General features: G+C 75.6%; 21 protein-coding genes. 18 read left to right on the top strand and 3 right to left on the bottom strand.

Going from position 1 to position 25,157, the window contains the following annotated elements:
* Window positions 1-410: 410 nt before the first annotated feature.
* Window positions 411-1,844 (bottom strand): hydrolytic protein, encoded by a 1,434-nt coding sequence (locus ACFV04_RS35420; protein ID WP_380535015.1) that lies wholly within the window; start codon window positions 1,842-1,844, stop codon window positions 411-413.
* A 220-nt stretch (window positions 1,845-2,064) separates the two neighbouring features.
* On the opposite strand from ACFV04_RS35420, the gene ACFV04_RS35415 reads away from it, so the two are divergent.
* From ACFV04_RS35415 to ACFV04_RS35380, 8 genes are all read left to right on the top strand, one after another.
* A complete protein-coding gene (locus ACFV04_RS35415; protein ID WP_380342451.1) occupies window positions 2,065-2,871 on the top strand; it encodes a response regulator transcription factor in 807 nt (268 codons plus the stop codon).
* Between the two features lie 139 nt (window positions 2,872-3,010).
* Complete coding sequence (locus ACFV04_RS35410) at window positions 3,011-6,268, top strand: hypothetical protein (protein WP_380535016.1); 3,258 nt, start codon at window positions 3,011-3,013, stop codon at window positions 6,266-6,268.
* Window positions 6,265-6,996 carry a DUF4255 domain-containing protein gene (locus ACFV04_RS35405; protein WP_380342448.1) on the top strand — a complete coding sequence of 244 codons (732 nt, stop codon included), beginning with the start codon at window positions 6,265-6,267 and terminating at the stop codon, window positions 6,994-6,996. Before ACFV04_RS35410 ends, ACFV04_RS35405 begins: the two co-directional genes overlap by 4 nt.
* Entirely contained in the window at window positions 6,993-9,197 is a 2,205-nt protein-coding gene (locus ACFV04_RS35400; protein ID WP_380535012.1) for an ATP-binding protein, read from the top strand. The genes ACFV04_RS35405 and ACFV04_RS35400 overlap by 4 nt, the downstream gene beginning before the upstream one ends.
* Window positions 9,198-9,442: 245 nt before the next feature.
* The gene (locus ACFV04_RS35395; RefSeq protein WP_380342443.1) at window positions 9,443-10,993 is read left to right on the top strand and encodes a phage tail sheath family protein; all 1,551 of its coding nucleotides are present in this window, start codon (window positions 9,443-9,445) and stop codon (window positions 10,991-10,993) included.
* 58 nt (window positions 10,994-11,051) lie between these two features.
* Entirely contained in the window at window positions 11,052-11,492 is a 441-nt protein-coding gene (locus ACFV04_RS35390) for a phage tail protein (protein WP_189917863.1), read from the top strand.
* Window positions 11,489-11,989, top strand: coding sequence for a hypothetical protein (locus tag ACFV04_RS35385; protein WP_380535010.1), 501 nt, complete (start codon window positions 11,489-11,491; stop codon window positions 11,987-11,989). Before ACFV04_RS35390 ends, ACFV04_RS35385 begins: the two co-directional genes overlap by 4 nt.
* Window positions 11,986-12,144, top strand: coding sequence for a DUF6760 family protein (locus tag ACFV04_RS35380; RefSeq protein ID WP_167344238.1), 159 nt, complete (start codon window positions 11,986-11,988; stop codon window positions 12,142-12,144). Before ACFV04_RS35385 ends, ACFV04_RS35380 begins: the two co-directional genes overlap by 4 nt.
* Before the next feature lie 3,091 nt (window positions 12,145-15,235).
* Here the strand turns inward: ACFV04_RS35380 and ACFV04_RS35375 are convergent.
* Window positions 15,236-15,361, bottom strand: a complete 126-nt coding sequence (locus ACFV04_RS35375; RefSeq protein WP_380349834.1) for a hypothetical protein — start codon at window positions 15,359-15,361, stop codon at window positions 15,236-15,238.
* A gap of 130 nt (window positions 15,362-15,491) precedes the next feature.
* Between ACFV04_RS35375 and ACFV04_RS35370 the strand changes: the two genes are divergently transcribed.
* From ACFV04_RS35370 to ACFV04_RS35335, 8 genes are all read left to right on the top strand, one after another.
* Window positions 15,492-15,872 carry a hypothetical protein gene (locus ACFV04_RS35370; protein ID WP_380535008.1) on the top strand — a complete coding sequence of 127 codons (381 nt, stop codon included), beginning with the start codon at window positions 15,492-15,494 and terminating at the stop codon, window positions 15,870-15,872.
* Between the two features lie 140 nt (window positions 15,873-16,012).
* Window positions 16,013-16,438 (top strand): phage tail protein, encoded by a 426-nt coding sequence (locus ACFV04_RS35365; RefSeq protein WP_360268408.1) that lies wholly within the window; start codon window positions 16,013-16,015, stop codon window positions 16,436-16,438.
* Window positions 16,439-16,500: 62 nt separating this feature from the next.
* Window positions 16,501-17,223: a LysM peptidoglycan-binding domain-containing protein gene (locus tag ACFV04_RS35360; RefSeq protein WP_380349841.1), complete on the top strand. Its 723-nt coding sequence runs from the start codon at window positions 16,501-16,503 to the stop codon at window positions 17,221-17,223.
* A complete protein-coding gene (locus tag ACFV04_RS35355) occupies window positions 17,220-18,995 on the top strand; it encodes a VgrG-related protein (protein WP_380535006.1) in 1,776 nt (591 codons plus the stop codon). The genes ACFV04_RS35360 and ACFV04_RS35355 overlap by 4 nt, the downstream gene beginning before the upstream one ends.
* A 162-nt stretch (window positions 18,996-19,157) precedes the next feature.
* On the top strand, window positions 19,158-19,472 hold the full coding sequence (locus ACFV04_RS35350) for a PAAR domain-containing protein (RefSeq protein WP_380349847.1): 315 nt from the start codon (window positions 19,158-19,160) through the stop codon (window positions 19,470-19,472).
* Complete coding sequence (locus tag ACFV04_RS35345) at window positions 19,469-19,891, top strand: GPW/gp25 family protein (RefSeq protein ID WP_360268398.1); 423 nt, start codon at window positions 19,469-19,471, stop codon at window positions 19,889-19,891. The genes ACFV04_RS35350 and ACFV04_RS35345 overlap by 4 nt, the downstream gene beginning before the upstream one ends.
* On the top strand, window positions 19,891-21,852 hold the full coding sequence (locus ACFV04_RS35340; protein WP_380535004.1) for a putative baseplate assembly protein: 1,962 nt from the start codon (window positions 19,891-19,893) through the stop codon (window positions 21,850-21,852). Before ACFV04_RS35345 ends, ACFV04_RS35340 begins: the two co-directional genes overlap by 1 nt.
* A gap of 34 nt (window positions 21,853-21,886) precedes the next feature.
* Entirely contained in the window at window positions 21,887-22,471 is a 585-nt protein-coding gene (locus tag ACFV04_RS35335; RefSeq protein WP_380349854.1) for a phage tail protein, read from the top strand.
* 71 nt (window positions 22,472-22,542) lie between these two features.
* Here the strand turns inward: ACFV04_RS35335 and ACFV04_RS35330 are convergent, their stop codons facing one another.
* Window positions 22,543-22,734, bottom strand: coding sequence for a hypothetical protein (locus ACFV04_RS35330; protein ID WP_380535002.1), 192 nt, complete (start codon window positions 22,732-22,734; stop codon window positions 22,543-22,545).
* A gap of 307 nt (window positions 22,735-23,041) precedes the next feature.
* On the opposite strand from ACFV04_RS35330, the gene ACFV04_RS35325 reads away from it, so the two are divergent.
* Both ACFV04_RS35325 and ACFV04_RS35320 read left to right on the top strand, forming a co-directional pair.
* Window positions 23,042-23,941 carry an NADase-type glycan-binding domain-containing protein gene (locus ACFV04_RS35325; protein ID WP_380535000.1) on the top strand — a complete coding sequence of 300 codons (900 nt, stop codon included), beginning with the start codon at window positions 23,042-23,044 and terminating at the stop codon, window positions 23,939-23,941.
* A 134-nt stretch (window positions 23,942-24,075) separates the two neighbouring features.
* A complete protein-coding gene (locus ACFV04_RS35320; protein ID WP_380534999.1) occupies window positions 24,076-25,065 on the top strand; it encodes a phospholipase in 990 nt (329 codons plus the stop codon).
* Window positions 25,066-25,157: the final 92 nt, after the last annotated feature.

Raw genomic sequence — 25,157 nt, 5'->3', positions numbered from 1 at the left:
ATGCCGGCCCCGGGATCGGGGCCGGCATTCCGGCGTTCGTGTGTGCGCTCCGCGTCGTGGCGGTGCGGGAGTGGCCCACGTCACTGCCTCGCCGACGGGTCGTCAGCAGTACGCCGGGGCAGACTTCGCCGCCCCCGGGGGACTGGCCGACTGCCCTGCGGGGCACGGTTCGGTTGCCCGCAAGGGCAGCCTTGGCCCGGTCGGTCCGGTCCTGCCGGGGTTGTCGGCAGGTGCCCTGACCGGCGGCGCTGTCCGCGCCGTGTTGACATGGTCACGGGGCGTGGGAGGAGATACGGGAGGGAGTGATCGGAGACGAACGGGTCGAAAGGGACCCGTCGCCATCGTCGGGGCGCCGGGCGTACCGTTCCGGTCCGGTTGCCCGGAGAGGGAAGGTCACGCTGTACGCCGCTTCAGTTCCCCTGCCTGATGTCGCTCAGTGCACCGCTGATGTTGAGGAGTTCGTGGCACGTGGACGCCTGCTTGCCCGAGGCCGGGGTGCCCGGGGACTCGCAGGTCACGCTCGCCGTCACCGCCTGGTCCTCGGTCACCTGGATGGGGGTCACCCAGTGGTAGTCCTGGTTGCGGAAGGTCTCCAGGGCGATCGTGGTGATCACCTGGTTTCCGGCCGTGATGGTGATTAGCCCTTGGTCACCCTGGAAGTTGGCGACCACGAGGTCCGTGATGTCGAAGACCTTGCCGTGCGGCACCTGGTAACTGCCCACGGCGGACGAGGCGTTCGCGCTCTGCACGTCGATCGTGGCGGAACTCTGCTGGCCGGTGCCCGGCACCGCCAGCCCGCCCGGGCCGGAGTTCCGGCCGCCGGTGCCGGGGCTCGACTGCCCGGCGCCCGGCTTGGACTGGCCGCCGGGGCTCCCGCCCGGGGAGGCCGTCGGCGCACCGGGCGCGGGGGCGCCGGGGGTCGCGGCCGGGGTGGGGGTGGCGCTCTGCTGGGCGACGGCCTGCTCGGCGGCCTGCTTCGCGGAGCTGCGCACCGCCGGGCGGACCAGGGCGAACCAGGCCAGCAGCAGCGCGAGCAGCGCCGCCAGGAGAGCGAGCAGCCACTTGGGGAGGATCGGAAGTTGGATGAACTCACCGTCCAGGCGCGGACGCTGGACGGCCGTCAGGGGATCGGCCGGAGCGGTTCCGGACGTGCCGTCCGTGCCGCTGCCGGTGGTCCCCGCGGCGCCGGCGGCCTCCTTGCCGTCCGGGCCCTTGCCGTCCGGGCCCTTGCCGCCCGGGGCGTTCTGCGGGCCCACCGTGGCCTCGAACGGCCAGGCGGCGGGCTTGCCGAACCAGATCAGCTTGCGGGTCCGCGCCTGCAGCCGCAGTTCGGCGGACTCGCCGGGTTCCAGCCGCAGCCGCTCCGGGGTGACCCGGAACCGCAGGTCCTCCCCGGCCTGGCCGGGCGTGAGGACCACCGTGCCGGGCGTGTTCCCGAGGTTGCGCACCGAGGCGCGGTAGCGTCCGCGCAGCCAGCCGCGGCGGCGGCGCGGTGCGAGCGCCGCCTGCAGCTCGTGGAAGGGCGTCACGGTGACGGTGGCCTCCGGGACCGTCACCAGCTCGGGTCGTTCGGCCGGCAGCACCCGGATGCCGAGGGGGAACTCACCGGCCCGGGCGGCGGAGGATCGCGGCGGGGCCAGACGCACCGTCACCGTCTCGGACGTCCCGGGAAAGAGGGAGATCCGGGCGGGCTCGACCGTCGTCCACGCGGCGCAGTCGCCGACCACCTCCAACGAGTACGCCTCAACGATGTCAAGATCGTTACGTACCGTCAGGGTCGTGGTGGCCACGCCACCGGGCGCCACCGTGATGGCGGGCAGGCCGAGTTCGGCGGATGTGGTCATAGCGTGACGGTAGGCCTGTCGGCGCGTCGGATGAGAGGGCCGTGCGGGCAAGCTGTGGGCACACCCCTTGCCCGCGGGGACCGACCGACCCTGCCCGGCGCCGTCACGGCGCACCCCGCGAGCCGGGCACCCGCACCACCCCAGGCCGACGACCGGCGCCCCGCCGCCGCGGCGACCGGCCGTCACCACCACGGGTCCACTGAGGAAATGGAGTAGTTCGATGACATCGACCGATACGTCCCGCGCCTGCCGTGAGGAAGCCGTCACCACCCTGCGGGCGCTGGTGCCCCCGCAGCCCGGCAGCTCCCGCACGTCCGGCACCGCCCGTCCCTCCACCGGCACCAGGACGGCCGGCACCACCAGGCCGTCCGGGCCGGTCACCTCCGCCCAAGTGCGGGGCAAGCCGGCCCAGGTGCGCGTGGCGGTCTACGCCGAGGACCTGATCCTGCAGACCGGCGTGGTCCAGCAGTTGCGCCAGCGGCCCGAGGTGGAGCTGCTCAGCGAGAGCGAGGCGGCACGGGCGGAGGTCTCCCTGCTGGTCGTCGACGCCATGACCGAGGCGGTGGCCGAGCACCTGCGCCGGCTGCGGCTCGCCACCTCGGGCGCCATAGGCCTGGTGGTGGGGCACTTCGAGGCCGGCGGGCTGCAGACGATCGTCGAGTGCGGGGTCGCCGCCGTGCTGCGCCGCTCGGAGGCGGACCAGGACCGGCTGGTGCACCTCATCACGGCCCTGGCCAACGGCGAGGGCGTGATGCCCGGGGACCTGCTCGGCGAGCTGCTCGACCGGATCGGGATGCTTCAGCGCACCATGCTCGACGGGCGGGGCCTGACCCTGTCGACCCTGACGGCCCGGGAGGCGGAGATGCTCCGGCTGGTCGCGGAGGGCTTCGACACCAGTGAGATAGCCGCCAAGACCTCCTACTCCGAACGCACCGTCAAGAACGTGCTGCACGAGATCATCACGCGTCTCGGACTGCGCAACCGGGCGCACGCGGTGGGGTACGCCATGCGGCGCGGCCTGATCTGAGGGGCGCGCGGTCGTGGCCGCCTGCCCTCCGGGGACACCCGTTGTTACCCCCGGCTCGGGCGTCCGGGCTCTGTTCCCGGGCTTCCGGGCCGGGGAGACTGCGGGAAAACGCCCCTGCCAACCTGTGAGGTCGAGCGTGATCGGCGCCACCGCCACTCCCCGCTCCGTCCGGCGGCCGGCCCGAGCCGCCGTCGCGGTCCTGCTCGCGCTGGCGGCGGCCGTGGTGACCCTGGGCATCGCCGCCCCCGGCGGGCAGAGCGCCCCCGTGGCCCCGGCCGCCGCCGCCGAGCCCACCGCCGGACGGATCGTCTTCGCCGGCACCAACCACCGAGGCCTCGGCCGGGTGACCGGTGCGGCGGCCAGCACCCCGCTGTTCGGGCCCGGCCCGGTCCACTTCGACCAGGACCCCTCCGCCCGCGGCGACGAACTGGTCTTCACCAGCCTGCGGGACGGCCCGCTGCCCCAGGTCTACCTGCGCGACGCGGCCGGTGCGGTGCACAAGCTCACCACCGGCATGGACACCGCCCACCCCGCGCTGGCCCCGGACGGCAAGGCCGTCGTCTTCGAGTCGGTGGAGCCCGGGACCGGCGGGAAGCCCCAGCACGTCCTGTGGGTGGTGAACCGGGACGGCGGCGGGCTGCGCCGGCTGACCGACGGCTCGTCCGACGAGACCCACCCGACCGTCTCGCCCGACGGCCGGTGGGTCGCCTACGCCTGCACCGGCGACCCGGCGCACACCCAGATCTACCTGCGGCCGTTCGCCGGCGGCGCGCCGACCAAGATCACCGCCGTGACCACCGGCGACGCCGTCGACCCGAGCTGGAACCCGGTCGACGACGACGCGCACCGCAACCAGATCGTCTACACCTGGGACAAGGGTGCCGACCAGGGCCGGACCCTGATGCTCACCTCGCCCACCGGCGGCGACAAGGCCTTCTTCCTCCGCACCGGCTCCACCTGGCGGACCGGCTCCGCCTCCTGGCTGGCCGACGGCAGCGGAGTCCTCTTCCTCAGCTCCGACCTGCTCACCCCCGCCACCCCGCCGCAGCGGCCCGAACCGCCCACACCACCGGTCGTCAACCTGTACCGCGCGCCGACCTGCTCCTGCGACGACCCCAAGGTGCTCTACAGCACCGACCGGTTGATCGCGACCCCGGCCTGGCTGGGCAGCCAGGACAAGGGCGGGCCGGTGGTCGAGCAGACCAGTGCCACCGCCTCCAACATCGCCGACCTGCAGGACGTCCGCCCCGACGGCTCCGACCCGCGCGACCTCGGCGTCAGCGTGCTCACGGAGGACCCGGCCGCCGCCACCACCACCGACCCCGACCCCGCGGCCGACCCGCTCTTCCACCCCCGCCCCGGCTACGACCCCTGGTTCGAGCGGCAGGGCTACACGCCCGACGGCCGGCAGATCGTGGTCACCCGCTACGAGGACTCGCCGGCCGGGCGGATCCAGCGGATCTGGCTGACCGACGCCGACGGCGCGAACCCGCACCCGATGAACCTGGCCGGCCGCGGCCCGCTCGACCGGGACACCGACCCCTCCGTCTCGCCGGACGGCCGGCTGATCGTGTTCAGCCGCAGCTCCCCGGGCGGCGGCGGGCAACCGGCCCGCCCGGGCCGGGTCCTGATCGCCCAGGTCTCCACCGGGGCGATCGTCGGCACCGTCCAGCCGCCGGCCGGCCAGCCGGGCGCATCGGACGGCCAGCCCTTCTGGTCCCCCGACGGGAAGCTGATCGTCTTCTCCCGGAGCGCGGTGATCAACGGCAACGCCGGCAACCTGCACCTGTGGACCGTGCCCGCCGACGACCTCGGCAAGCAGACCGACCTCAGCCGGACGGCCTGCCCGGGCGCCTGCGACGTCATCGACGACAGTCCCGCCTTCTCGCCCGACGGCCGGCGCATCGCCTTCAACCGCAAGGGCGGTGACGGCGGCAACAACCAGCGCAACGGGGTGCTGACCATGGCGCCCACCGGCGGCGACTGCACCGTCCTGCTGCCCACCGGGCTCCGCGGGCAGAAGGACGCCTGCACCCGGCCGCTGCCCGACACCTCCGAGTCCGGCCCCTTCCAGCCCCGCGACGTCGCCTGGACGGCGAACGGCGCGCAACTGGTGCTCACCTCCCGCCGGGCCCTGCCGCCCAACTCGCCGGAGGGACTGGCCGTCTACGACTTCGCATCCGGCACGCTCACCCCGCTCGCCCGGCGACTGCCGGGCCGTCAGAAGGAGCCCGCCGTCCAGCAGTCCGTCGACCTGGCGCTGAGCGCACCCGAGCGGACCCCCGCGGTCCCCGTCGGCGGCGGCACCGACGTGACGATCACCGTCACCAACAAGGGCCCCGCGCCCTCGCCCGCCACCGTCCTCACCGCCTCGGTGCCCACCGGCGCCCGGCTCGGCGCACTGACCACCCCGGTCGGGCAGTGCGACGCCGCGGCGTTGCGGTGCGACCTCGGCACCCTGACACCCGGCGCGGTGGTCAAGGTCACCGCCCGGCTGATCGGCACGAGCACCGGCAGCCGGGAGTTCGGCTGGAGCGTCACCGGGACGGTCGTCGACCCCAACCCCGGCGACGACTCCGCCCGGACCCTCCTGCCGGTGCTGGACCCGCCGACCCCCTCGCCGACGCCCACACCGTCACCGTCCGCGTCGCCGAGCCCGAGCCCGACACCGACCCCGGCTCCGACCCCCACCACCACGCCGACCCCCGTACCCCCGCCCCCCGCACCCGCACCCGCGCCGGCCCCGCCGCCGCAGGCCGGCCCCGGAGTGTCGGTCGACGCCCAGCCGAACCCCGGCTACGTCGGCGGCCACGTGACCGTCAGCTACACGGTGCGCAACACCGGCCAGGCCCTCGCGACCGGGCTGCGGCTGTCCCTCGGCCTGCCCGCCGGGGTGCCCACCGAGGCGCTGCCCCCGGGCTGCCGGGCCGGGACCTGCCAGCTGGCCGACCTCTCCCCGGGCGGCAGCCAGGTGGTCCGGGTGGTGCTGTCACCCGACGCGCCCCTGCAGACCACCGTCACCGCGGAACTGACCACCACCGGCACCGACGCCGACCCGGGACCGCACCGGGCGAGCACCCCGCTGCGCATCCTGCAGCCCCGCATCGTCGCGGTGCCGCCGATCGGCAAGCCCGGCTTCGTGACCTCCGTGCGCGGCGTGGACTTCCCGCCCGGCGTCCCGGTGCGGTTCACCTGGCAGCCCGGCATCACCGCCGCGGCCGCCCCCACCTACCCCCGGGCCGACGGGACCTTCGCCGGCCAGCTGCTCATCCTGCCCAAGGACGAGACCGGCCCGCGGACCATCACCGCCGACGGCCCCGGGTTCTCCCCGGTGACCACCCCGTTCCTCGTGGTCGAGGGCAGCATCGGCCCGCCGGGGGAGGTGGAGCGGCGATGATCCACGAGGTCGACGAGGCGCTGCGGCTCCTGCTCGCCGAGGCCGGACTGCCGGAACGCGGCGTCGAGGTGGTCTTCGACGCGCCCACCCGGGACTTCACCGCCCGGCGCACCGCGCCGACGGTCAGCGTCTTCCTCTACGGGATCCGTGAGGAGACGGACCGCCGGCAGGCGGGCGAGGTCGCCGAGTACGACGCGGACGGCGTGGTGGTCGCCCACCGCGCCGCGCCCCGCTGGTTCGAGCTGGCCTACCTGGTCACCGTCTGGACCAACCGGGCGCAGGACGAACACCGCCTGCTGGCCGAGGTGCTGCAGTGCCTGACGGCCGTGGACGCGCTGCCCGCCCGGACGCTCACCGGGACGCTCGCGCAGCTCGGACTCACCGTCGGGCTCGACATCGCCGGGCGCGACACCGGACTGCCGTCGGTCTCCGACGTGTGGTCCGCGCTCGGCGGGGAGCTGCGGCCCTCGATCGACCTCCGGGCACTCGCCCCGCTGCCCGGCGGGCGCAGCCCCGTCGGACCGCCGGTCACCGAGGGCCTGGTGGTGCACGTCCAGGACACCGGCCGGGACGCCGGCGCCGCCGCCGGGGACGGTGCGGCGCCCGCCGACGGCCCGGGCCGACGACTGCGCTACCACGGCGCCACCGACCCGGGACCGGACGGCTTCGCCGCTCCCCGGGACCGCGAGCTGCCGCCGGGCCGCCGGGCACGGGGGAGGACACGATGAGCATCGACCTCGGACCGGCCGCACCGGTCACCGCGGCCGCCACGGCGGCCGCGCCCGTCGTGGCGGGCCCCGGCCCCGACGACCTCTGGGAACGGCTGCAACGGGTCGAGCAGCGGGTCAGGACCGCGGTGCGCGAACGCCGGGCCGACGACCCGGACCCCGACGACCCCTACCGCGGCCAGTACCTCGGCCCGGACGCGGTGGAACGGATCCTCGCGGCCTCCGCCGCGTCGGGCGCCGGCGGGGCCGCCCTCGGCGACGGGCCCGCGCCGCCGCCCCCCGGCTCCCGGCTCGCGCGGCTCTGCGGGGCCTTCGGGCTGCCCCCGCTGGACCTCGAACTCCTGCTGGTGGCCCTGGCCCCCGACCTCGACACCCGCTTCGAACAGCTCTACGGCTACCTCAACGACGACCTGACCCGACGCCGGGCGACCGTCGGACTGGCCCTCGAACTGTGCGGCCTGCCGGGAGCGGCCGGCGCCGGCCGCTCCCGCTTCTCGGTACGGGCCCCCCTGGTCGCCGGCGGCCTCCTGGAGGTCACCGAGCCGGAGCGTCCGCTGCTCTCCCGCACCCTGCGGGTGCCGGAGCGGGTGACGGCCCACCTGCTCGGCGGCGACGAGCCGGACGGCGCGCTCGCCGGGCTGGCCCGCCGCGCGGCCGCCGGTGCGGACGTGGCCGGTGCGGACGTGGCCGGTGCGGACGCGGCCGGTGCGGACGCGGCGGGTGCCGTCGGCACCGGTGCGGCCGCGGAGTTCGTCGAGCGGGTGCTCGCGGCCGCCGCGACCGGCGGGCTGGTGCACCTGCTGGACCGGGGCGGGCACGCCGTGCCGCCGGCGGTGGCCGCCCTCGCGGCCGACGGACGAGCACCCCTGGTCGTCGACGCCGGCGCGCTGGCCGCCCGCCCGTCGCCCGGAACCGTGCGGGTGCTGGCCCGCGAGGCCCGGCTGGGCGGGGGCGGCGTCGTGTTCGGCCCGCTGGACCGCCTCGAACCCGAACGGCCCGAACGGGCCGCCCTGTTGCGCGAGCTGTGCGCGGAACTCACCGGCGTGCCGCTGGTCGTGCACGGGTCGCAGGTGTGGGACCCGGCCTGGGCACGGGAGAGCCCCGTGGTGCTCACCGTCCCGCCGCCGGACGCGCACGGCCGGGCCGCCCGCTGGGCCCGGGCGCTGGGCGCCCGGCCGGACGGGCGGGAACCGGAGCCGCTGAGCGAGGAGCTCACCGAGGCGGTGGCCGCCTACCGGGTGGACCAGGAGCAGCTGGAGCGGGCCGCCGCGGTGGCGGTCAGGACGGCGGCCGCCGAGCGGCGCCCGGTGCGCGCCGAGGACGTCCGGTCCGCGGTGCGGGCGCAGAACGCGGCCGGCCTGGCCCGCCTCGCCCGCCGGATCGAACCCGGCGTCGGCTGGGCCGACCTGGTGCTGCCCGGTCCCACCGCGGGCCGGCTGCGCGAACTCGTGCTGCGGGCCCGCCACCGCGACCAGGTGCTCGGGAACTGGCGGATGCGGCCCGGCGGCGGCCGGGGCAACGGCGTGATCGCCCTGTTCGCGGGGGAGTCGGGCACCGGCAAGACGATGTCGGCCGAGGTGGTCGCGGCGGAGCTCGGCATGGAGCTGTACGTCGTGGACCTGTCCACCGTGGTGGACAAGTACGTCGGCGAGACCGAGAAGAACCTGGAACGGATCTTCACCGAGGCCGCGCAGGTGAACGGCGTCCTGCTGTTCGACGAGGCGGACGCGCTGTTCGGGAAGCGCTCGCAGGTCAAGGACGCGCACGACCGCCACGCCAACGTCGAGACGGCCTACCTGCTCCAGCGCATGGAGTCGTTCGATGGGATCGCGGTGCTGACGTCCAACCTGCGCGCCAACCTCGACGAGGCGTTCACCCGGCGACTCGACGTCATCGCGGAGTTCCCGCGGCCGGACGAGGCACAGCGACGGGTGCTGTGGGACCGCTGCCTGGGGCCGCGGCTGCCCCGTGGTGACGACCTCGACCTGGACTTCTGCGCCCGGCACTTCGAACTCACCGGCGGCTCCATCCGGGCCTGTGCGGTCTCCGCGGCCTACCTGGCGGCCGGCGCGGGTGCCCCGCTGGGCATGGCGCAGCTGGTCGCCGCGGTGGTCGGCGAGTACCGAAAACTCGGCCGGCTGGTGCTGGAGAGCGAGTTCGGGCCCTGGCTGGGCGTCCTCGGGGACGCCGGGCGGCTCTGACCCGCCACCGCCCGGACGGTGGCGGGGTCTCGGCGGTTCGTGGGGGCCGGGTCGGCGGGTCAGGCGGCTCGGTCGGATCGGCGGGGCGGTGGGCCCGCCGCAGGTCGGACGGGTCCGCGCGCACCCGTCGGGTGCCCGCCGGGGCAGTCGTTCTTGCCCCCGGTCCGGGACCTGCGGACATGTCCCCGGGCGGGGGTCGGGCAGCAGACTCGTGGACGAATGACCGGCCACCCGAAGGAGCGCGAATGCCGTCCTACCTCACCCCGGGCGTGTACGTGGAGGAGGTCCAGTCCGGTGCCCGGCCGATCGAGGGGGTCGGCACCGCCGTCGCCGCTTTCGTCGGCTTCGCCGAGACCGGTCCCTTCCACGAGCCCACGCTGGTGACCAACTGGGACCAGTACGTCCAGCGGTTCGGCGGATTCACCGAGGGCACCTACCTGGCCCACTCGGTGTACGGGTACTTCGCCAACGGCGGCGGCTCCGCCTACGTCGTGCGGGTCGGCGACCCGGCCCGGCGGACGCCCGGCGCCGCCCCGGCCGCCGCCGTCGGCGGGCCCGTGCCCGTCGCGATCGCCGGCTTCCTCTTCACGGCGCTGCCCGGCGCGGGCGGCGGGGTCTCCCTCGAAATCGCCGACGTGGAGGGTGACAACGTCCCCGAGGACCGCTTCCGCCTGCTGGTCCGCCGCGGCGCCGAGGTCGTGGAGACGTACGACGTCTCGACCCGCAAGAGCACCAAGGGCTACGTCGTCACCCAGCTGCGCGAGTCGAAGCTGGTCGCCGTCGTCGAGCAGCCCGGCACCGCCCCGAGCCGCCCCGAGCGCACGACCCACGCCCTCGCCGCCGCCCCGGCGCCGGCGACCGGGCCCGTCGCGGCCCCGGCCGGCCGGCTCGACCCCGCCGAGTACGTCGGCGACGCCGCCGCCCGGACCGGCTTCTCCGGCCTGGAGGCGATCGACGAGATCACCATGGTCGCGGTGCCCGACCTGATGAGCGCCTACCAGCGCGGCGACATCGACGGCGAGGGACTGCGGACCGTCCAGCTCGCCGTGATGTCGCACTGCGAGCAGATGGGCGACCGGATCGCCGTCCTGGACCCGCCGCCCGGCCTCAACGCCCAGCAGATGCGGACCTGGCGCAACGACGAGGCGGGCTTCGACTCCCGCTACGCCGCCCTGTACTACCCGTGGATCAAGGTCTTCGACCCGGCGAGCGGCCGCAACGTGATGGTCCCGCCGAGCGGGCACGCCGCCGGGGTGTGGGCGCGCAGCGACGCCGAGCGCGGCGTGCACAAGGCGCCCGCCAACGAGGTCATCCGCGGCGCGGTCGACCTGGAGATACGCCTCAGCAAGGGCGAACAGGACCTGCTGAACCCGATCGGCGTCAACTGCGTGCGGGCCTTCCCCGGACGCGGCATCCGGATCTGGGGCGCGCGCACCCTCTCCTCCGACCCGGCCTGGCGCTACCTGAACGTGCGCCGGCTCTTCAACTACCTGGAGGAGTCCATCCTCCTGGGGACCCAGTGGGTCGTCTTCGAACCCAACGACGACCGGCTGTGGTCCAGCATCCGCCGGAACATCACCGCGTTCCTCACCGAGGAGTGGCGGCGCGGCGCGCTGTTCGGCCAGACCGCGGCCGAGGCCTTCTACGTCAAGTGCGACCGCGAGAACAACCCGCCGGAGTCCATCGACCTCGGCCAGGTGATCTGCGAGATCGGGGTCTCTCCGGTGAAGCCGGCGGAGTTCGTGGTGTTCCGGCTGTCCCAGTTCTCAGACAGCACGAGCCTCGTCAACGAGTGACCGGCACCCGTACTACCCGGTACCCGGTCGGCACCCCATCGGAAGGTGACAACTAGCCATGGCTGAAGGCGATCCGCTCTCCACACACATCTTCGGCGTCCAACTCGGCGGCTACAACGTCGAGTCCGTCAAGGAGATCAGCAATCTGACGGTCGACCAGGAGGTCGTCGAGTACAAGCAGGTGACCCAGGAGGGCAAGCTGATCGTCCGCAAGCAGCCGGGCGCCCGGCTGCCCGGCGAGGTGACGATCACCCGCGGCCTCGACAAGAGCGGCGCGTTCACCACCTGGATCAAGGAGACCCTCAACAACGGGGCGATCAACACCGCGCGGCAGAACCTCACCATCGAGGTCAAGGACACCACCGGTGCCACCCTGCGGCGGATCCAGCTGACCAATGCCTGGGCCAGCCGCTGGGAGGGCCCCACGCTCACCGCCGGCGAGTCCAGCGCCGCGACGGAGACCGTGACCATCGTGTTCGAGGAGATCAGCGTAGAGTGAGGCGACGGATCGGCCTTGACGAACTCCTGGAACGGGCCCCGGCCCCGCAGAACACCGCGCCGCCGCAGCAGCAGCAGCCCGCGGGTCCGGCGGGACCGGCCGGAGCGCCGGGCCCCCGGGGGCAGGCACCGCACACCGAGTTCGACTTCGAGCTGCCGCTCGGCTACGTCGACGACGAGGGCACCGTCCACCGGCACGGCACCATGCGCCTGGCCACCGCCCGCGACGAGCTGATGCCGCAGATCGACCTGCGGGTCAAGGAGAACCCGGCCTACCTGAGCGTGGTGCTGCTCAGTCACGTCATCACCAGGCTGGGCGACCTCACCGACGTGCACGCCGGGATCGTCGAGCGGATGTACGCCACCGACGTCGCGTTCCTCCAGGACCTCTACCAGCGGATCAACAGCGAAGGCCACACGCGCGCCGCGGTGACCTGCCCGCACTGCGACGGCGCCTTCGAGGTCGACCTCGCCGGTGGGCGCCTGGGGGAATCGTGACGTACGCGCCTGCTCGGCTGTACGAGGAGATCGCGTACATCGCCTACCACTTCCACTGGCAGCGGGAGGACATCCTCGACCTGACCCACCGTGAACGCGGGCAGTGGGTGCGCGAGATCGCCCGTCTCAACACCCGTGTCAGCGAAGGAGGGTGAGCCGGGTGGGGCTTCGGGACTGGATCGGCCGCCGGAGGGCGGACGAGTCGACGGCCGGGTCGTCGGCCGATTCACCGGCGGCACTGCCGTCGGTGACGACGGCCGGCGGCGCGAGCGGTGACTCCGGCGCCGCCGGGGCCGTCGGCGCCGTCGGAGGTGCCGACGGCGTGGCTCGGCGTCGTCCGCCGACGGGGGACGGGGGGTGGCGCGCGGTGCGGCCACTGGCCCCGACCCTGGCGACCCCGGCGCACGGGGTCAGCGACGGCCTGAGGTTCCGGTCCCGTCTCGCCTCCTGGCAGGACCCCTCGCTGAGCGGTCCGCTCGGCCACGCGGTCCTGCCGTCCGCGCCGGTCGGCATCCTGCGGGCGATGGCGGTACCGGTCGCCCCGGCCGCCGCCGTCGCGGGCGGGACCGGACTGGCGATGCCGGTCGCCCCGGGTGCGCCCGGCGCGGCCGGGTCCGGGGCCGCGGAGGCGCAACCGGCGGCCGAGCCCGGGGAGTCCGGGCAGCCACGACCGGTCCAGCGGGCCGGTGCGGTGCGGCGGCTTTCCGTGCGCTCGGCGCCGCGGGGCGCGCGCCCCGCGGCGGTCCAGCGGTCGGCCGCTCCGGGCCGGAGCGGCGGCGCTGCCGGCCCGACCGGTCCTTCCACCACCACAGACGCCGCCGGCCCTGGTGACACCGCCGGCACCGCACTCGCGCCCGAGGGGGACGTCGCGTCCCCGCGCCGCAGTGACGCGGCCGGCCCGGTGCGCCCGGTGCGAACCCGTTCCGTCGGCGCACCCCTGACCGTGGCGCGGCGCCCCCGGGCACTGCCCGCGCGCCCGGTGGCGGCGGTCCCGGCCCCGAGCAGAACGCCGGGGACCGCCGTCGAACCGTCGAGCCGTCGGACGGACCCGGCCGCCGGCACCCGTTCGCCCGGGAGGGCGGAGGCTGACGTGCGGCCGGATCCGGGTCCGGATCAGGGTGCGGCTCCGGTTTCGGGGCCGGTCGGCGGTGCGGCGTCCGCGCCGGCCGGGCGGCCCGAAGGGGTCGTCCAACGAGCCGTCGCACCGGGCGCCGCCGCGCCCGCTTCCGCTGTGCCCGCTGCTGCCGCGCCCGGTGGCGCTGCCGTGCCCGCCCGGCCGGTCCTCGGCGCGCCCTTGACCTCGCTGCCCGCGAGCGCCACGCCCGTGGTCGGGCCCCGGCCCGGTGACGCCGCCCCGGCTGGACCGGCCATGCCGGTCGTCCCCGCCGGCCCGGGGTCCACCGGGACCGGAACGGGCGGGCCCGAGGCCACCCAGGACCGCACCCGTACGGTCGCGCAGCAGGGCGGCCGGGCGCCGTCCCGCGCCGAGCGTGGTGCCGCCGGTGCCACCGGTGCCGCACCCAGCGTCCAGCGGGCCCCGGCCGGGGGCGGCACCGCCGCGTCCGCGCACGCATCCGCACATACGTCCGCGTCGCCGTCCGAACCGTCGTCGACGCCGTCGGTGCCTTCGTCACCGAACACCGAACGTGCCGGACAGGCACGTTCCACCCCGTCCCCGTCCCCGACCCCGTCCACGGCCCGCACCCGCGGAGGCCTGGGCGCGCCGCTCGACGCGCTGCCCCCGACGGCGGCCGCGCCGGGCCGCACCGCCCCGCTGCTCGGCGGGCGGCCACCGGTCCGACGCCTCGTGGGCCCGACGGCTGCTGCGGCCACGGCCGGCAGCGCCGGGGGCGGCGCGCCGGTGCAGGGTGCGCCCGTCGCCCCGGCGCCGCCGGTCGGCGAGGGGCTGCCCGTGCAACGGACCGTCCGTTCCCCCGGTGACGGCCCGGCAGAGCCGACCGTCGGATCCGGGAGCGCCGCCGGTGCCTCCGCGCCCGCAGCCGACCGGGAGCCGCGCGTGCAGCGCGCCGCCCGGCGCCGCAACGACGTCCCGGTGGGGCCGACCGCGGGGGCGACAGCCCCGTCCCACGCCGGCGCTGGCGGCCGGCCGGCCGACCGGAGCGGCCCGGCCGACACGGGTTCCGGTCCGCACGCGGTCGGTCCGGAGCGCCGTGGCAGCGAACCGGTGGCCCGGCCGGTGCTCGGTACCGGCGCGCCGGTACCCGGCGTTCCCGCGACCCGCCCCGGCCCCGCCGGGGTGCCGGACCGGACGGCCGACGCGCCCACAGGCGGCGGTGCCCGTCCGGTGGTTCCCGCGCGACCGGTGGCCGGGATCCGGGGCGTGCAACGCGCCGTGGCACCCACCGGCCCGAGGCGTGGACTGATCGGCGAGCGCCCGATGAAGTCCACCCTCGGGACCCCGCCGGCCGCGCCCGGGGCCGGGGCCCGCCCGGGCCCCGGCGCGACCGCGCCGGCCCCGCCCGTGGTGCCGGCCGTCTGGCCCAGGGCGCTCCAGCCGCGAACGGACGGCGAACCGGGTGCCCTAGCGGGTGCCGGACCTGCGTCGTCCGGCGGCCGCGCCGTCGTCGGGCCGTCGGCGTCGCCGGGAGGTCCCGCGCGGTCCGGCGCTGCGGTGGTGCCGGGCCGGTTGTCCGGTGCGGGTGCGGGTGCGGGTGCGGGTGCGAATGCGGGCGTGCTGCAGCGTTCTCCGGTGGCCGCGACGCCGGGCCGGAGGGCCGACGCGCGTGAGGCGCGCGGGGTCGCCGCCGTGGTGCGGCGGCTGCGTCGTTCCTCGGAACGGGCGGATGGCGGGGCGACGGCCGACGGTCCGTCGGCGCAGGGGAGCCCGGTGCCGTCGGGTGCCGCCCCGGTGGCCGCGGTGACGCATCGATCGTCCGGTGATACGGGTGTACACGAGGGTGCCGGCACGGGTACGGGCGCGGTGCGCGGAGTGGCCGCGGTGCTGCAGCGTGCGCGCGTGGGGCGTCCGTCGAGGCAGGGGAGTGGCCGGGGCGCGGCCGGTCACCCGGCGGGGCAGGGGAGCCCGGTGGTGAGCGGCCCGCCCGGCGCGGCCGGGCCCGTGGTCCCGCTGCACGCCGGCCCCGGCCGTCAGGGTGCGGGCGCGTCGACCCCGGGCGCGGCGGTGTCGGCCCCGGGCGCGTCGATCCCGAGTGCGGCGGTGTCGATCCCGGGCGGCCCGGTGCCACCGGCTGCCCGACCGGACCGGGGCGGTGTCCCGGGTGCCGGTCACCCGGCGGTGCAGCGCGCCGTCGTCGCGGCGTCCGCGGGGCGCCCGCAGTCGGGCGGCTCCGGCTCGCCGTCCGCCCCGGTGTCGGCGGCCCGCCCGCCGGTGGTCCGGCTCGCGCCGGTCACGGCTCCGTCGCTCCAGCGCCTCCCGGCCGCCTCCCGGCTTCCGCAGCCGGCCCCGCCGTCGTCCCCGACGCCGCCGGGCCCGGTCGCGGCAGTGCCGGGGACGCTGTTCCCGGCGGCGGGTTCCCCCGTCGTGGCGCGCGCCACGAGCGCGCCCTCCGTACGGACGGCCCTTCCGGCCGCGCCCGCGCCGCAGTCGCCGGGTACGGCGCGGGTGCTGCAGCGGGTGGCGGAGCAGGCGGGCCTGACCGGGATTCCGTTGACCGCCGTGCCGGCCCGGACGCCGACCACGGTGCAGGCGGCTCCGTCCGTCGGATCGCCTTCCCGGGGCGCTTCCGCGCCGCACGCGGGCGGCGCGCCGGCCGAGCCCGCCGGCCACGGGGCCGCCGGCCACACGTCCGCCGACCTCGACGAGTTGGCCCGGCGCCTGATCGAGCCGGTCGGGCGCTTGCTGCGGACCGAACTGCGCCGGGGGCGGGAGCGCGGCGGACGTCCGCACGACGGGCGCCGCTGAGCGCAGCGGCGCGGGGCAGGGCACGGCAGGGCCGCGCGGGGCAGGGCACGGCAGGGCCGCGCGGGGCAGGGCAGGGCGGTCGACCGACGACCGCCGCGACAAGACCGGAAGCACGGACCAGGAATCAGGATGCGGAACCGATGACCGACAACATCTTCGCGACCAGTGTGTTCTTCAGCCTGACCATCGGCGGCAACGACCTGGGCGAGTTCACCACCTGCTCGGGGCTGGGCGCCCAGGTCGAGATCGAGCAGTACGCGGAGGGCGGCAACAACGGGTTCGCCTGGCAGCTGCCGGGCCGCATCACCTGGTCGAACATCACCCTGACCCGTGCGGTCACCGCGGACACCACCAAGATCGCGCGCTGGCTGGGCGAGATCGTCCGGAAGGTCGAGCCGAAGGACGGCGAGATCGTGGCGCTGCGGCCGGACCTCAGCCGGATCGTCGGCTGGCAGGTGCTCGGGATCGTCCCGGTGCGGTGGGAGGGCCCCTCCTTCGACCCCTCCAGCTCCCAGGCCGCGATGGAGACCCTGGAGATCGCCCACGCGGGCCTGCGCCCGTCCTGACGCCGTCCCGCACCCGACACCTCCGCGCCACCAGCCGTCCCACCCACGTAAGGAGCACCAGGATGTCCTCGGCGGTCCCCGCCAGCGTCACCCGGGCCCAACTGACCATCATGGAGCCCCCGGCGACGGTCGGCGCCCAGCCCGGTGGTGCGCTCGCGCAGCTCCGGCTCCAGTTCAACCCGGCGACCCTGGTGCTGCGCAAGAGCACGGAGTGGCGGCGCACGCCGTCGCGGATGGCGGGCGAGTCCGCGCTGCCCGAGTTCGTCGGCAGCGGCCCGCGCTCGCTCTCCCTCGACGTGTTCCTGGACTCGACCGCGACCCACGACAACTCGGTGGAGCGGGCGGTGGAGAAGCTGATGACGGCGTGCGTGCCCACCCCGACCAGCCTGGCGCGCAAGACGCCGGCCAGTCCGTGGATCCGGCTGGACTGGGGCACCCTGAAGACGACGTCGTTCAACGGGGTGCTGACCGGCCTCTCGGTCACCTACACGCTCTTCGACGTGAACGGCAGTCCGCTGCGGGCGGTCTGCTCGCTCACCATCGACGAGGCCAGCGTCGACCCGGCGGGCCAGAACCCGACGTCCGGTTCGCCGGAGGCCCGCAGCACCCACCGGGTGATCGCGGGCGACAGCCTGCCGCTGCTCGCCTGGCGCGCGTACGGGGACGCGACGGCCTGGCGGACCATCGCGGAGGCCAACGACATCGACGACCCGCTGGCCCTCGTCCCCGGTGCGGAGCTGATCGTGCCGGGGATCGACGAGCTCACCCGGGCCGGTCGGTCATGACCACGCCCGAGGCCCGGGGCGGCCGTTCCTTCGCCGCGGATCCGGTCGTCGAGGCGCCGGGCCCGCTGCCGCCGATCTGGGCGACCCAGCTGGTCTCCTGCGACATCGAGGAGAGCGTCGGCCTGCCCGACACCGCGGTGCTGAGCTTCCGGGACGCCGACCACACCTTCCTCTCCGCGACCGGGATCACCATCGGGACCAAGCTGCGGGTGTCCGTGGTGACGGTGCAGGGGCACACCCGGGTGCGGCTGTTCACCGGCGAGGTGACGGCGCTGGAGCTGGAGGTGGACGGCACGGGCTCGTACACCGTGGTGCGGGCCTCGGCGGTCACCCACCGCCTGATGCGCGGGCGCCGGGTGAAGGCCTTCCGGAACATGACGACCGCCGACATCGTCCGCGCGGTCGCCGCCGGCGCGGGCCTCACCTGCGGCCGGATCGGCTCCTTCCCGGTGGTCCACCAGCAGCTCTCCCAGGCGAACGTGCCGGACTGGGAGTTCCTCCAGTTCCTGGCGCAGGAGAGCGGCGCGCAGGTACGCGTCGACGACGACGGGAAGCTGGAGTTCGTCGAGCCCGAGCCCGCGTCCGGCGCACCGGCCCCCTCCACCCCGGCGCCGCAGAGCCCGATGGTCCTGGAGTACGGCCGCAACCTGCTGGAGCTGCGCGGGGTGCTGACCGGCGCGGGCGGCGCGGAGTCGGTCGAGGCACGCGGCTGGAACGTCACCACCAAGAGCGCCCTGGTCGCCACCGAGCCGTCGGTGACGTCCCGGACCGTGCAGCCGGGGATGAGCCCGGCCACGGTGGCCTCCGCCTTCCCCGGCACGGCCCGGCTCACCGTCGCCGACACCCCGTACCGCACCCAGGCGGAGACGACCGCCGCGGCCCGATCGCTGGCCGCCACCGTGGCGGCCGGCTTCGGCGAACTGGAGGCGGTCGTCGAGGGCAACCCGCGGCTGCGGGCGGGCACCCCGGTCGCACTGGGGAACGTCGGCGCCGCCTTCTCCGGCCGCTACACCGTCACCGGGGTGCGCCACCTGCTCGAACCGTTCCGCGGCTACCGGAGCACCGTGGTGGTCAGCGCGTCGCCCGACCGCTCCCTCGCCGGGCTGGCCACCGGCGGCAACGCGCCGCCGCGCGGGCCGCGGATGCCGGGCCTGGCCGTCGGTGTGGTCACCGACGTCCGGGAGCCGGGCGGCGGGCAGCGCGGCTGGGTGAAGCTGAAGTTCCCCTGGCTGGACGACACGTACGTCTCCGACTGGGTGCGCACCGTGCAGTTCGGCGGCAACGGCGGCGGCGGGGTGATCAGCCCCGAGGTCAACGACGAGGTGCTGGTGGGCTTCGACCAGGGCGACCTGGACAGCCCCTACGTCCTCGGCGGCCTCTACAACGGCGTGGACCGGCCCTCGCCGCACGACGTGCCGCTGGTCGACGCGGGCTCCGGCACGGTCAACCGCCGCTCCCTGGTGTCCCGTTCGGGCCATCGCCTGGAACTGCTGGACGTCCCGGGCGGTGCCTCCGGGGTCCGGCTGGCGAGCGGCGACAAGAAGCTGGAGGTCAGACTCGACCAGCAGAAGGGCGAGATCGTCCTCAGCGTCCACGGCCTGGGCGGCGGGGGCAGCACGGTGCGCCTGACCTCCACCGGCATCACCCTCGACGCGGGCACCGGCGAGGTGAACGTGCGCGGCGGATCGGTGAACGTCCGCGGCACGACCTCGGTCACCGTGGACGGCGGGGCCGAGGCGGTACTCAAGGGAGCCTTCGTGCGTATCAACTGACGGACCATCAGGCCATCCCGGCCGGCGTCCGACCGCACCGGACCACGCCGGACCACGCCGGACCGCACAGGACCGCACCGGACGACGTCGAGCGACGTCGGACGGCCGGCAGCAGACAGGCGCCCGCGACCCGCAGGGCACCATCGGAAACGGAGACCGCACATGCCCCCCGCAGCCCGGACCGGCGACCTCACCGACCACGGAGGCGCCCTCACCACCCCGCCGCCGGGCGCCGCCCTCAAGGTGGCAACCGTGCTGATCGGCGGCCGGCCCGCCGCGGTGGTCGGCACCATCCACGCCTGCGTCCCCCACGTGGAGATGGGCCCCGCCAACCTCGTCGAACCCTCCCTGGGCACGGCGACCAGGGGCATGGTCCTCATCGGCGGCCTCCCCGCGGCCCGCATGGGCGACAAGACGACCTGCGGCGCCACCATCACGTCCGGCGCGTTCAACGTGCTGATCGGAGGCGTCGCATGACCAGCAGTTTCATCGGCCGGGGCTGGGCCTTCCCGCTGCGGGTGAACGCCACCGGCGGCATCGGCATGGTGGAGCGGGACCGGGAGATCGCGGAAGCCGTCCGGCTGATCCTCGGCACCGCCCCCGGCGAGCGGCCGATGCGCCCGGAGTTCGGCTGCGGCATCCACGAGTACGTCTTCGCCCCGGGCGACAGCACCACCGCCGGGCGGATCGCCCGCGAGGTGCGCATCGCGCTGGAGCGCTGGGAGCCGAGGATCGAGGTCGACGACGTGGTGATCGCCTTCGACAGCGTCGACGAGGGCACGCTCTACATCGACGTCCACTACACCGTGCGCGCCACCAACGACCGCCGCAACCTGGTCTTCCCCTTCTACACCATCCCGGAGCACCCGGCCGGGCCGGACGGGGGCGAGAACTGATGGCACTGCCCTCCCCGAACCTGGACGACCGCCGCTTCCAGCAACTCGTCGACGAGGCCAAGCGGTACGTCCAGCAGCGCGCGCCGGAATGGACCGACCACAACGTCTCCGACCCCGGCGTCACCCTCATCGAGACCTTCGCCTACCTGGTGGACCAGCTGCTGTACCGGCTGAACCGGGTCCCGGAGAAGAACTACTCCGCCTTCCTCGACCTGCTGGGCATCCGGCTCTTCCCGCCCGCCGCGGCCCGCGCCGAGATCGACTTCTGGCTCTCCGCCCCGCAGCCCGAGACGGTCCTGCTGCGCGCCGGCACCGAAGTGTCCACCCTGCGCACCGAGACCGACGAGGCGGTGGTCTTCTCCACCGTCGACGACCTCCCGATCGTCCCCAGCTCGCTGGACCGGCTGGTCACCGTCAACGCCTCCGGCGAACAGAACGACCGCACCACCCGGCTGGCCGACGGCGCGGACGTGCCGTGCTTCCAGCCGCGCCCGGTCGCCGGCGACGCCATGCTCTTCGCCCTGCCGGCCGTCGTGCCGCGCTGCATCCTGGTCGTCCGGCTGGACAGCCGGGTCGAGGGCGTCGGCGTCGACCCGCGCCAGCCGCCGCTGGCCTGGGAGGTGTGGGACGGCGCGCGCTGGATCGGCTGCGAGACCGGCAGCGACACCACCGGCGGCCTCAACCGGCCCGGCGAGGTCGTCGTGTTCGTGCCCGCCGGGCACACCGCCTCGGTGGTCTCCGGCCGCCGGGCCGGCTGGCTGCGCTGCCGGGTCACCGAGCCGCGGCCGGGACAGCCGTTCTACTCCGAGTCCCCCACCATCCGCCGGGCCGAGGTGTTCACGATCGGCGGCACCGCGACCGTCGTCCACGCGCAGACCGTCACCGACGCGCCGCTCGGCACCTCGGAAGGGGTCGCGGGACAGCGCTTCACCCTCGCCAGGCCGCCGGTCCTGCTCGACGGCGAACCCCCGGTGGTCGAGGTCGCGGCCGGCGAGGGATGGGAGCCGTGGACCCTCGTCGAGCACTTCGGCGACTCCTCGCCCGTCGACCGGCACGTCGTCCTCGACGCGACCACCGGCGAGTTCCTCCTCCCGCCCGCCGTCCGGGAACCCGACGGCAGCCTGCGCGCCTTCGGAGCCGTACCGCCCAAGGGCGCCCGGCTGCGCGTCCCGCACTACCGCACCGGCGGCGGGACCGCGGGCAACGTCGCCCGCGGCACGATCACGGTGCTGCGCAGCTCCGTCCCCTACGTCGCCCGTGTCGACAACCGCGAGGCGGCCCGCGGCGGCGTCGACGGCGAGACCGTGGAGAACGCCAAACTGCGCGCCCCGCACCAGCTGCGGCTACAGGAACGGGCCGTCACCGCAGGGGACTTCGAGCTGATCGCCCGGCAGGCCGCACCGTCCGCCGCCCGGATCAGCTGCGTGCCCTCCGGCGCCGCGGACCCGGGCGCGGTGCGGGTGCTGGTCGTCCCCGACGCGGTCGCGGACGACGGCGAACGGCTGCGCTTCGAGCAACTGATCCCCGACGAGCAGACGCTGGCCGCCGTCGCCGCCGCCCTCGACGAACGGCGGCTGATCGGCACCCGGATCGTCGTCCAGCCGCCCGCCTACCAGGGCGTGACGGTGGTCGCCCGGCTCACCACCCGCGCGGCGGACCCCGACCGGGTCCGCGAAGAGGTGCTCGCCGCCCTGTACGGGCACCTCAACCCGCTGCGCGGCGGCGCCGACGGCTCGGGCTGGCCGTTCGGCCGGGCGGTGCAGTACGGGGAGGTGTTCGCCGTCCTCCAGCGGGTGGCCGCCGTCGCCGGGGTCGAGGAGCTGCGGCTCTTCCCGGCCGATCCGATCACCGGACGCCGCGGCGCCCCGGCCGAGCGGGTCGAGGTCCCGGTGGACGCCCTGGTCTTCTCCCACCAGCACCAGGTCGTGGTCACCGCGGCCGCCGAGGACGGGCAGTCATGAGCGCGCCGGGCGGCCCCGCCACGGGGAGGCGCGGATGAGTCGCGCCGCGGTCCCCGGACTGCCCAGCCCGCACCCGATCGGCGCGCTGCTCCCCGCGCTGTTCGCCGACGACGACTTCGCCCAGCGGTTCACGGCCGGCCTGGACACCGTCCTCGCCCCGGTCTTCGCCACCCTGGACAGCCTGCCCGCCTACTTCGACCCCCGCCTCGCGCCGGCCGACTTCGTCGACTGGCTGGCGTCCTGGGTCGCGGTGGACGTCGACCCCGCCTGGCCGGTCGAGGTGCGCCGCGCCGTGGTCGAGCGCGCGGTCGAACTGCACCGGTGGCGCGGCACCCGCCGCGGACTCACCGAGCGGCTGCGACTGGTGCTGGGCGCCGGCGCGGAGGTCGTCGACGGGGGCGGGGCCACCTGGTCCACCGCCCCGGACACCACGTCGGCCCCGGCGCCGCCGGCCGCGCCGAGCGGTGACGTCCTGATCCGGGTCTGGCCGCTGGACGGCCGGGGGCTGGACGAGGACCAGGTGCTGACCGTCGTCAGGGCGGGCTGCCCGGTCCACCTGACCTGCCGGGTGGAGATCCTGCCCGGCCCACCCGGTTCACCCGGGCGAGCGGAGGGTTGACGGATGCCGGTGTGCCCCGACTGCGGAACGGTCAACGGGGAGGGGGACGACTTCTGCGGCAACTGCGGTGCCTACCTGGGGTGGTCGCGCAGCGCCGCCCCGGCGGCAGGTACGGGTCCGGCGTCGGCGGCTCCGGCGGCTCCGACGGCGTCGACGACGTCGGCTGCGGGGTCCGGGACGGCGCAGGCCGGGCCCGCGGCGTCCGCCGCGCCGTCCGCGTCCGCGGCGTCCGCGGCGTCCGCCGAGCCTGCGGCGTCTGCCAAGCCTGCGGCGTCCGCCGGGCCTGCGGAGGCCGCGGAGCCCGCTGAGCCCACCACGTCACGCACCGAATCCACCTGGCGGAACGTGTCGCGGCGGATGACGCGCGGCAGGCGGGAGCAACCGCCGACCGCCCCGGACACCGGGACGGCGACCCCGCCCGCCGAGGAGCCACCGGCCCCGCCGGCCGCCGAGCCTCCGCGCTCGTCCTCCACCCGGGTACGGCCCGCTCCGGACCCGGGGCCCGCCCCGGCGGCGACGCCCGCTCCCGCACCCCGTTCGACACCCGTACCCCATCCGACACCCGCACCGGTGCCCGCCCCCGAGCCGCCCCCGGCCTCCGCACCGCCCGAGGCGTCCGTACCGGCGCCGCCGCCGATCCCCCTGAGGACACCGGCACCCGAACCGGCCCCGGCCCCCGAGCCGCGGGCCGACCCGGTCGCCGTGCAACCCGCCAAGCCCGTGGCGCCCCGCCCCGTCGTCCGGGCGTCCGAGGCCGTCGAGGCGCAGGACGGCCCGCCCTGCCCCCGGTGCGGCACGCCCAACCTGCCCGAGCGGAAGTTCTGCCGCCGTTGCGCGGCTCCGCTGACCGTCACCGCGGCGGCGCCCGAGCTGCCGTGGTGGCGCACCCGGTGGCCGTTCCGCCGCCGGGTGCGCATCGGCGGCTCGGGCAACGCGCTGCGCCGCACCATCGCCCTGATCGTGCTGGTCGCGGTGGTGGTGGCGGGGATCCTGCTGTACCCGGCGGGCAAGCGGGGTTTCCAGGACGTGCTGGACAAGCTGGGCAGCACCGCGCCGATCAGCCCCTCCCAGACCTCGGCGAGCGCCGCCGTGGAGGGCCGTCCCGCGACCGCGGCCGACGACGGCCTCACCAACACCTACTGGGGGGCGCCCGCGGTCGGGGACTCCATCACCTTCGGCTTCCGCACCCCGTTCCGGCTGGTCGACCTGATCATCCACTCCGGTGACTCCACGGACCCGGAGCACTTCCGGCAGCAGGCCCGGCCCGTCGTCCTGTCCCTGGAGGTCACGTCGGCGGACGGGGAGCTGCACCGGAAGGAGGTCTCGCTGAACGACCAACCGGGCCCGCAGACCGTGGTGACCGGGATCAGCGACGTCGTCCAGGTGAAGCTCACCGTGCGTGAGGCCGCCGGAACGGGCCCCGGCCGCGCCATCGCCCTCGGGGAGGTGGAGTTCTTCAAGCGCACCTGAGCCCGGAGGTGTGCCACCGACCTGTCGCGGTCGTGGGACGTTCGGCTGTTCAGCCGTCATTTATCGTGCGTCGACGTACAGTTGGTGAAATCGGCATGTCCACTTCAGGACATCGACGAGAAGGAGTGACCACCTTGACCACTCACACCAGGCGTTCCGCCCTCCGGCGCACCGTACCGGCGCTGACGGCCGCCCTGTGCGGGATCGCGGGCGTCAGCGCGGTCGGCGCGACCCCGGCGGCGGCCGCCGACCAGCGGCAGGCGGTCTACGCGATCGCGCACCGGGTCGACACCGTCGCGGGTGTGGACGCCGCGCTCAAGCACGGCGCCAACGGCATCGAGATCGACGTCTGTTCGTGGTGGAACCCGAACGAGTGGCGCGCCTACCACGACTGCTCCTCGGCCGGGGAGAACCGCCTGGGCCCCAGCTTCGACAGCATGATCGACCGGATCCTCTCCAACGCCAACGCGGGCCGCCGGCTGTCGCTGGTCTGGCTGGACATCAAGGACCCGAACTACTGCGGGGAGGAGCCCAACCGCACCTGCAGCGTGGCCGGCCTGCGCGACAAGGCCCAGCGGCTGACGGCCGCCGGCATCCAGGTGCTCTACGGCTTCTACGAGTACCACGGGGGCAACACCCCGGACGTGGGCGGCCGGGGCTGGAAGAGCCTGGAGGGCAAGCTCGGCCCGCTGGAGGGCATCACGACGACCGGCAGCCGTGACACGGTCCGCAGTGCCTTCGAGCGTTCCGGCTCGGGGTTCCCGACCGGCCACCGGGCGATGGACTACGGCGACAGCGACATCACCAAGGGCTTCGGCAACTGCACGGAGGCCGGCTACAACACCTGCGCGGAACTGAAGAAGGGGGCGGGCGACCGCGCCTCGGGCAAGCTCGCCGCCACGCTGTCCTGGACCACCACCTACAACGACCCGTGGTACGTCGACAAGCTGCTGGGCGACGCCCGGGTGGACGGCATCATCGCCGGCTACGGCGCCTTCACCGGGGTGCGGGAGTACGACGACAGCTGGCAGTGCGCCAACGCGATCAACCTGGTCCGCGACTGGGTGAACCACCACGGCTCCACCCACCGCATGGCCACCAGCGGCGACCGCATGTTCAGGTAGGAGGCGGCTCGGGCCCGCACCGGCCCGTGACCGGGGCCCTGCCGGGCCCCGGCTCGCCCCCTGTACGGCCCGCACCCGGCGCAGTCCGGGTG

The organism is Kitasatospora sp. NPDC059599 (assembly GCF_042735125.1).
Classification (GTDB): Bacteria; Actinomycetota; Actinomycetes; order Streptomycetales; family Streptomycetaceae; genus Kitasatospora.
Note: the sequence above shows the minus strand (reverse complement) of the source record. Positions and strands in the feature narration are given on the sequence as shown.